General features: G+C 47.5%; 1 protein-coding gene, 5 rRNA genes and 1 riboswitch (1 of these 7 only partly in view). All 6 genes read left to right on the forward strand.

What is annotated here, in order from left to right:
• The first annotated feature begins 49 nt into the window (after positions 1 to 49).
• Positions 50 to 151, forward strand: a riboswitch (purine riboswitch).
• Between the two features lie 154 nt (positions 152 to 305).
• On the forward strand, positions 306 to 1,631 hold the full coding sequence (locus LZP85_RS20645; RefSeq protein ID WP_234561912.1) for an NCS2 family permease: 1,326 nt from the start codon (positions 306 to 308) through the stop codon (positions 1,629 to 1,631).
• Positions 1,632 to 2,035: 404 nt separating this feature from the next.
• Positions 2,036 to 3,588, forward strand: a 16S ribosomal RNA gene (locus LZP85_RS20650).
• A gap of 225 nt (positions 3,589 to 3,813) precedes the next feature.
• A 23S ribosomal RNA gene (locus LZP85_RS20655) occupies positions 3,814 to 6,748 on the forward strand.
• 65 nt (positions 6,749 to 6,813) lie between these two features.
• Positions 6,814 to 6,929, forward strand: a 5S ribosomal RNA gene (gene rrf / locus LZP85_RS20660).
• A gap of 163 nt (positions 6,930 to 7,092) precedes the next feature.
• A 16S ribosomal RNA gene (locus LZP85_RS20665) occupies positions 7,093 to 8,645 on the forward strand.
• Between the two features lie 225 nt (positions 8,646 to 8,870).
• Positions 8,871 to 9,629, forward strand: a 23S ribosomal RNA gene (locus LZP85_RS20670) (it continues 2,176 nt past the right edge of the window).
• Together the 16S, 23S and 5S rRNA genes form the textbook arrangement of a ribosomal RNA operon.

Consider the following 9,629-nt stretch of genomic DNA (forward strand, 5'->3'; position numbering starts at 1 on the left):
TTTTGTTGACTTAATTCATTATTAAGTGGTAATATACTAGCATAAAAGAACTAAACATATTAAGAAATGTCGTATAATCTTGGGAATATGGCCCGAAAGTTTCTACCGAGCTACCGTAAATGGCTTGACTACGAGCAACTCTGTATATACAAACGATTTATTCTATCTATTAGATAAAAAGAGAAGAGTAGATAGTATCATTCCGTATATATTTACGTAGTTAACGCCTTTACATTATTAATTGTATAAGGCGTTTTTTATATTACCCATGAGACAGCGACTTCCAATGGTGGGGAGGAACAAGTATGAAGAAGTACTTTCGTTTTGATGAGTTAGGAACAAATTATAGAAGGGAAACTATTGCAGGATTAACAACTTTTTTATCCATGGCGTATATCTTATTCGTTAATCCAGCGATGCTATCATTGAGCAGCGTACCAGATTTACCAGATAGCATGCGTATGGACCAAGGTGCGGTATTTACAGCTACTGCTTTAGCTGCAGCGCTTGGTTCACTCATTATGGGAGTAATCGCTAAATACCCAATTGCGCTTGCGCCTGGAATGGGTTTGAATGCTTTCTTTGCTTATAACGTTGTATTAACAATGGGTATTCCGTGGCAAACGGCTTTATCTGGTGTTATGGTATCGGGGTTAATTTTCATCTTATTATCTTTATCTGGTATACGTGAAACAATCATTAATGCTATTCCAGCAGAGTTAAAACTAGCAGTTGGTGCTGGGATTGGTCTTTTCATTACATTTGTTGGATTGCAAAACGCTAATATTATTGTAGACAATCCAGATCTACTAGTTGGTTTAGGTGATTTAACAAATGGTAGTACATTACTTGCTATTTTTGGTGTTATTATAACAGTTATCTTAATGGTTTTACGCGTCAATGCTGGAATCTTTATAGGAATGGTTATTACAGCTATCGCTGGTATGGTTGTAGGGTTAGTTGATTTACCAACAAGTGTTGTCGGCCCGGCTCCTAGCTTAGCTCCGACATTTGGTGCTGCTTTTGAAAACTTCGGTGAAGTGTTTACGCTTCAAATGCTAGTTGTTATCTTAACTTTCTTATTTGTAGATTTCTTTGATACAGCAGGTACTTTGGTTGCTGTTGCAACTCAAGCTGGACTAATGAAGGATAATAAATTACCTCGTGCAGGAAGAGCGCTTTTAGCAGACTCTACAGCGACAGTAGCGGGTGCGGTTTTAGGAACATCTACAACAACATCGTATGTTGAATCAACAGCGGGTGTTGCAGCAGGTGGGCGATCAGGGTTTACTTCAGTTGTAACTGCATTTTTCTTTTTAATTGCTATTTTCTTTTCACCTTTACTTTCTGTAGTAACTTCAGCGGTAACAGCACCAGCTCTTATTATTGTGGGTGCACTAATGGTAGCAAGCCTAGGGAAGATTAAGTGGGATCAATTTGAAGTAGCGGTACCAGCTTTCTTAACGATTATCATGATGCCTTTAACATATAGTATCTCTACAGGTATCGCGATCGGTTTTATCTTTTATCCAATCACGATGATCTGTAAAGGTAGAAGGAAAGAGATTCATCCGATTATGTATGGGTTATTCGTAATCTTCGTTCTATATTTTATTTTCTTAGCAGAATAAAATAATTAAAGAATAGTAGAAGAAGAGGCAGCTAAAGTAGCTGCCTTTTTATTTTGAGCAGGTTACTGGACTTTGCTTGAATAACAGTTATAAAATAAGTGCATATCATTGAGAAAGTTAAATGATCGAATTGAGTAAATAAAAGCTTTTTAAAAAAGTAAAAGTTTTTTTAAAAAAACAATTGACTCTTCATAATTATCATGGTAAATTATTATATGTCGCCAAGGAGCGATTGAGAAAAACTTGAAGTTTGAAAAAAGAGTTTAGAAAAAAGTTGTTGACTTTTAAAACTCGGAATGATATATTAGTAAAGTTGTTTCAAGAGAAAATGAACTTTGAAAACTGAACAAAGCGACAAACGTCAACGTTAATTTTTTTAAACTTTTATGAGCAAGTCAAACATTTCTTCGGAGAGTTTGATCCTGGCTCAGGATGAACGCTGGCGGCGTGCCTAATACATGCAAGTCGAGCGAACTGATTAGAAGCTTGCTTCTATGACGTTAGCGGCGGACGGGTGAGTAACACGTGGGCAACCTGCCTGTAAGACTGGGATAACTCCGGGAAACCGGAGCTAATACCGGATAACATTTTTTCTTGCATAAGAGAAAATTGAAAGATGGTTTCGGCTATCACTTACAGATGGGCCCGCGGTGCATTAGCTAGTTGGTGAGGTAACGGCTCACCAAGGCAACGATGCATAGCCGACCTGAGAGGGTGATCGGCCACACTGGGACTGAGACACGGCCCAGACTCCTACGGGAGGCAGCAGTAGGGAATCTTCCGCAATGGACGAAAGTCTGACGGAGCAACGCCGCGTGAGTGATGAAGGCTTTCGGGTCGTAAAACTCTGTTGTTAGGGAAGAACAAGTACAAGAGTAACTGCTTGTACCTTGACGGTACCTAACCAGAAAGCCACGGCTAACTACGTGCCAGCAGCCGCGGTAATACGTAGGTGGCAAGCGTTATCCGGAATTATTGGGCGTAAAGCGCGCGCAGGCGGTTTCTTAAGTCTGATGTGAAAGCCCACGGCTCAACCGTGGAGGGTCATTGGAAACTGGGGAACTTGAGTGCAGAAGAGAAAAGCGGAATTCCACGTGTAGCGGTGAAATGCGTAGAGATGTGGAGGAACACCAGTGGCGAAGGCGGCTTTTTGGTCTGTAACTGACGCTGAGGCGCGAAAGCGTGGGGAGCAAACAGGATTAGATACCCTGGTAGTCCACGCCGTAAACGATGAGTGCTAAGTGTTAGAGGGTTTCCGCCCTTTAGTGCTGCAGCTAACGCATTAAGCACTCCGCCTGGGGAGTACGGTCGCAAGACTGAAACTCAAAGGAATTGACGGGGGCCCGCACAAGCGGTGGAGCATGTGGTTTAATTCGAAGCAACGCGAAGAACCTTACCAGGTCTTGACATCCTCTGACAACTCTAGAGATAGAGCGTTCCCCTTCGGGGGACAGAGTGACAGGTGGTGCATGGTTGTCGTCAGCTCGTGTCGTGAGATGTTGGGTTAAGTCCCGCAACGAGCGCAACCCTTGATCTTAGTTGCCAGCATTTAGTTGGGCACTCTAAGGTGACTGCCGGTGACAAACCGGAGGAAGGTGGGGATGACGTCAAATCATCATGCCCCTTATGACCTGGGCTACACACGTGCTACAATGGATGGTACAAAGGGCTGCAAGACCGCGAGGTCAAGCCAATCCCATAAAACCATTCTCAGTTCGGATTGTAGGCTGCAACTCGCCTACATGAAGCTGGAATCGCTAGTAATCGCGGATCAGCATGCCGCGGTGAATACGTTCCCGGGCCTTGTACACACCGCCCGTCACACCACGAGAGTTTGTAACACCCGAAGTCGGTGGGGTAACCTTTATGGAGCCAGCCGCCTAAGGTGGGACAGATGATTGGGGTGAAGTCGTAACAAGGTAGCCGTATCGGAAGGTGCGGCTGGATCACCTCCTTTCTAAGGATTTTTACAAGACGTACGTTTTGAAGCTTTGTTCAGTTTTGAGAGTTCAATCTCTCATTTAATAGAAAGTACATCACTTTCTTCTTATCTAATAAGAAGAATTTTGAGTGCGATTGTTCTTTGAAAACTAGATAACAGTAATAGCTGAGGAAAAGTGAAACTTTTCTTTAATCAAACCAATAAATAACGCAACGCAAGTTGCACCATTTATTCGCTAATGGTTAAGTTAGAAAGGGCGCACGGTGAATGCCTTGGCACTAGGAGCCGATGAAGGACGGGACTAACACCGATATGCTTCGGGGAGCTGTAAGTAAGCTTTGATCCGGAGATTTCCGAATGGGGAAACCCACTGTTCGTAATGGAGCAGTATCTTTATCTGAATACATAGGATATTGAAGGCAGACCCGGGGAACTGAAACATCTAAGTACCCGGAGGAAGAGAAAGCAAATGCGATTTCCTGAGTAGCGGCGAGCGAAACGGAATTAGCCCAAACCAAGAGGCTTGCCTCTTGGGGTTGTAGGACACTCTATACGGAGTTACAAAGGAACGAGGTAAATGAAGAGGTCTGGAAAGGCCCGTCAAAGAAGGTAACAACCCTGTAGTTGAAACTTCGTTCCCTCTTGAGTGGATCCTGAGTACGGCGGAACACGTGAAATTCCGTCGGAAGCTGGGAGGACCATCTCCCAAGGCTAAATACTCCCTAGTGACCGATAGTGAACCAGTACCGTGAGGGAAAGGTGAAAAGCACCCCGGAAGGGGAGTGAAAGAGAACCTGAAACCGTGTGCCTACAAGTAGTCAGAGCCCGTTAATGGGTGATGGCGTGCCTTTTGTAGAATGAACCGGCGAGTTACGATCCCATGCAAGGTTAAGTTGAAGAGACGGAGCCGTAGCGAAAGCGAGTCTGAATAGGGCGTTTAGTATGTGGTTGTAGACCCGAAACCAGGTGATCTACCCATGTCCAGGGTGAAGTTCAGGTAACACTGAATGGAGGCCCGAACCCACGCACGTTGAAAAGTGCGGGGATGAGGTGTGGGTAGCGGAGAAATTCCAATCGAACCTGGAGATAGCTGGTTCTCTCCGAAATAGCTTTAGGGCTAGCCTCACGTTGTGAGAGTCTTGGAGGTAGAGCACTGATTGGACTAGGGGCCCCCAACGGGTTACCGAATTCAGTCAAACTCCGAATGCCAAAGACTTATCCGTGGGAGTCAGACTGCGAGTGATAAGATCCGTAGTCAAAAGGGAAACAGCCCAGACCACCAGCTAAGGTCCCCAAGTATACGTTAAGTGGAAAAGGATGTGGAGTTGCTTAGACAACCAGGATGTTGGCTTAGAAGCAGCCACCATTTAAAGAGTGCGTAATAGCTCACTGGTCGAGTGACTCTGCGCCGAAAATGTACCGGGGCTAAACGTATCACCGAAGCTGTGGATTGACATCTAAGATGTCAGTGGTAGGAGAGCGTTCTAAGTGCTGCGAAGCTAGACCGTAAGGACTGGTGGAGCGCTTAGAAGTGAGAATGCCGGTATGAGTAGCGAAAGACAAGTGAGAATCTTGTCCACCGAATGCCTAAGGTTTCCTGAGGAAGGCTCGTCCGCTCAGGGTTAGTCGGGACCTAAGCCGAGGCTGAAAAGCGTAGGCGATGGCCAACAGGTTGATATTCCTGTACCACCTCCCCGCCGTTTGAGTAATGGGGGGACGCAGGAGGATAGAGTAAGCGCGCTGCTGGATATGCGCGTTCAAGCAGTTAGGCTGATGAGTAGGCAAATCCGCTCATCATAAGGCTGAGCTGTGATGACGAGGGAAATATAGTACCGAAGTTCTTGATTCCACACTGCCAAGAAAAGCCTCTAGCGAGGCGGGAGGTGCCCGTACCGCAAACCGACACAGGTAGGCGAGGAGAGAATCCTAAGGTGATCGAGAGAACTCTCGTTAAGGAACTCGGCAAAATGACCCCGTAACTTCGGGAGAAGGGGTGCTCTGGTAGGGTGTATAGCCCGAGAGAGCCGCAGTGAATAGGCCCAGGCGACTGTTTAGCAAAAACACAGGTCTCTGCGAAGCCGCAAGGCGAAGTATAGGGGCTGACGCCTGCCCGGTGCTGGAAGGTTAAGAGGAGGGGTTATCCTTTGGGAGAAGCTCTGAATCGAAGCCCCAGTAAACGGCGGCCGTAACTATAACGGTCCTAAGGTAGCGAAATTCCTTGTCGGGTAAGTTCCGACCCGCACGAAAGGCGTAACGATCTGGGCACTGTCTCAACGAGAGACTCGGTGAAATTATAGTACCTGTGAAGATGCAGGTTACCCGCGACAGGACGGAAAGACCCCGTGGAGCTTTACTGTAGCCTGATATTGAATTTTGGTACAGCTTGTACAGGATAGGTAGGAGCCTGAGAAGCCGGAGCGCTAGCTTCGGTGGAGGCGTCGGTGGGATACTACCCTGGTTGTATTGAAATTCTAACCCACAGCCCTGATCGGGCTGGGAGACAGTGTCAGGTGGGCAGTTTGACTGGGGCGGTCGCCTCCTAAAGAGTAACGGAGGCGCCCAAAGGTTCCCTCAGAATGGTTGGAAATCATTCGTAGAGTGTAAAGGCACAAGGGAGCTTGACTGCGAGACCTACAAGTCGAGCAGGGACGAAAGTCGGGCTTAGTGATCCGGTGGTTCCGCATGGAAGGGCCATCGCTCAACGGATAAAAGCTACCCCGGGGATAACAGGCTTATCTCCCCCAAGAGTCCACATCGACGGGGAGGTTTGGCACCTCGATGTCGGCTCATCGCATCCTGGGGCTGTAGTCGGTCCCAAGGGTTGGGCTGTTCGCCCATTAAAGCGGTACGCGAGCTGGGTTCAGAACGTCGTGAGACAGTTCGGTCCCTATCCGTCGTGGGCGTAGGAAATTTGAGAGGAGCTGTCCTTAGTACGAGAGGACCGGGATGGACACACCGCTGGTGTACCAGTTGTCTTGCCAAAGGCATCGCTGGGTAGCTATGTGTGGACGGGATAAGTGCTGAAAGCATCTAAGCATGAAGCCCCCCTCAAGATGAGATTTCCCATAGCGCAAGCTAGTAAGATCCCTGAAAGATGATCAGGTTGATAGGTCAGAGGTGGAAGCACGGCGACGTGTGTAGCTGACTGATACTAATCGATCGAGGACTTAACCAAAATGATAGTACACGAAGTACTCAGCGAAATGTTATCTAGTTTTGAGAGAATAATCTCAAAACATGTCTGGTGGCGATAGCAGAGAGGTCACACCCGTTCCCATGCCGAACACGGAAGTTAAGTTCTCTAGCGCCGATGGTAGTTGGGACTTTGTCCCTGTGAGAGTAGGACGTTGCCAGGCTGAAAAAGATTTCTCTTTTTCTTTCAAAAAGTATTTGACACCAAGTGAAAAACTTGGTATGATAATAAAGTCGCCTAAGAGCGGCGGTTGAACTTTGAAAACTGAACAAAGCGACAAACGTCAACGTTAATTTTTTTAAACTTTTATGAGCAAGTCAAACATTTCTTCGGAGAGTTTGATCCTGGCTCAGGATGAACGCTGGCGGCGTGCCTAATACATGCAAGTCGAGCGAACTGATTAGAAGCTTGCTTCTATGACGTTAGCGGCGGACGGGTGAGTAACACGTGGGCAACCTGCCTGTAAGACTGGGATAACTCCGGGAAACCGGAGCTAATACCGGATAACATTTTTTCTTGCATAAGAGAAAATTGAAAGATGGTTTCGGCTATCACTTACAGATGGGCCCGCGGTGCATTAGCTAGTTGGTGAGGTAACGGCTCACCAAGGCAACGATGCATAGCCGACCTGAGAGGGTGATCGGCCACACTGGGACTGAGACACGGCCCAGACTCCTACGGGAGGCAGCAGTAGGGAATCTTCCGCAATGGACGAAAGTCTGACGGAGCAACGCCGCGTGAGTGATGAAGGCTTTCGGGTCGTAAAACTCTGTTGTTAGGGAAGAACAAGTATAAGAGTAACTGCTTGTACCTTGACGGTACCTAACCAGAAAGCCACGGCTAACTACGTGCCAGCAGCCGCGGTAATACGTAGGTGGCAAGCGTTATCCGGAATTATTGGGCGTAAAGCGCGCGCAGGCGGTTTCTTAAGTCTGATGTGAAAGCCCACGGCTCAACCGTGGAGGGTCATTGGAAACTGGGGAACTTGAGTGCAGAAGAGAAAAGCGGAATTCCACGTGTAGCGGTGAAATGCGTAGAGATGTGGAGGAACACCAGTGGCGAAGGCGGCTTTTTGGTCTGTAACTGACGCTGAGGCGCGAAAGCGTGGGGAGCAAACAGGATTAGATACCCTGGTAGTCCACGCCGTAAACGATGAGTGCTAAGTGTTAGAGGGTTTCCGCCCTTTAGTGCTGCAGCTAACGCATTAAGCACTCCGCCTGGGGAGTACGGTCGCAAGACTGAAACTCAAAGGAATTGACGGGGGCCCGCACAAGCGGTGGAGCATGTGGTTTAATTCGAAGCAACGCGAAGAACCTTACCAGGTCTTGACATCCTCTGACAACTCTAGAGATAGAGCGTTCCCCTTCGGGGGACAGAGTGACAGGTGGTGCATGGTTGTCGTCAGCTCGTGTCGTGAGATGTTGGGTTAAGTCCCGCAACGAGCGCAACCCTTGATCTTAGTTGCCAGCATTTAGTTGGGCACTCTAAGGTGACTGCCGGTGACAAACCGGAGGAAGGTGGGGATGACGTCAAATCATCATGCCCCTTATGACCTGGGCTACACACGTGCTACAATGGATGGTACAAAGGGCTGCAAGACCGCGAGGTCAAGCCAATCCCATAAAACCATTCTCAGTTCGGATTGTAGGCTGCAACTCGCCTACATGAAGCTGGAATCGCTAGTAATCGCGGATCAGCATGCCGCGGTGAATACGTTCCCGGGCCTTGTACACACCGCCCGTCACACCACGAGAGTTTGTAACACCCGAAGTCGGTGGGGTAACCTTTATGGAGCCAGCTGCCTAAGGTGGGACAGATGATTGGGGTGAAGTCGTAACAAGGTAGCCGTATCGGAAGGTGCGGCTGGATCACCTCCTTTCTAAGGATTTTTACAAGACGTACGTTTTGAAGCTTTGTTCAGTTTTGAGAGTTCAATCTCTCATTTAATAGAAAGTACATCACTTTCTTCTTATCTAATAAGAAGAATTTTGAGTGCGATTGTTCTTTGAAAACTAGATAACAGTAATAGCTGAGGAAAAGTGAAACTTTTCTTTAATCAAACCAATAAATAACGCAACGCAAGTTGCACCATTTATTCGCTAATGGTTAAGTTAGAAAGGGCGCACGGTGAATGCCTTGGCACTAGGAGCCGATGAAGGACGGGACTAACACCGATATGCTTCGGGGAGCTGTAAGTAAGCTTTGATCCGGAGATTTCCGAATGGGGAAACCCACTGTTCGTAATGGAGCAGTATCTTTATCTGAATACATAGGATATTGAAGGCAGACCCGGGGAACTGAAACATCTAAGTACCCGGAGGAAGAGAAAGCAAATGCGATTTCCTGAGTAGCGGCGAGCGAAACGGAATTAGCCCAAACCAAGAGGCTTGCCTCTTGGGGTTGTAGGACACTCTATACGGAGTTACAAAGGAACGAGGTAAATGAAGAGGTCTGGAAAGGCCCGTCAAAGAAGGTAACAACCCTGTAGTTGAAACTTCGTTCCCTCTTGAGTGGATCCTGAGTACGGCGGAACACGTGAAATTCCGTCGGAAGCTGGGAGGACCATCTCCCAAGGCTAAATACTCCCTAGTGACCGATAGTGAACCAGTACCGTGAGGGAAAGGTGAAAAGCACCCCGGAAGGGGAGTGAAAGAGAACCTGAAACCGTGTGCCTACAAGTAGTCAGAGCCCGTTAATGGGTGATGGCGTGCCTTTTGTAGAATGAACCGGCGAGTTACGATCCCATGCAAGGTTAAGTTGAAGAGACGGAGCCGTAGCGAAAGCGAGTCTGAATAGGGCGTTTAGTATGTGGTTGTAGACCCGAAACCAGGTGATCTACCCATGTCCAGGGTGAAGTTCAGGT

This window comes from Priestia flexa (assembly GCF_021441905.1).
In the GTDB taxonomy this organism is placed as follows: Bacteria; Bacillota; Bacilli; order Bacillales; family Bacillaceae_H; genus Priestia; species Priestia flexa.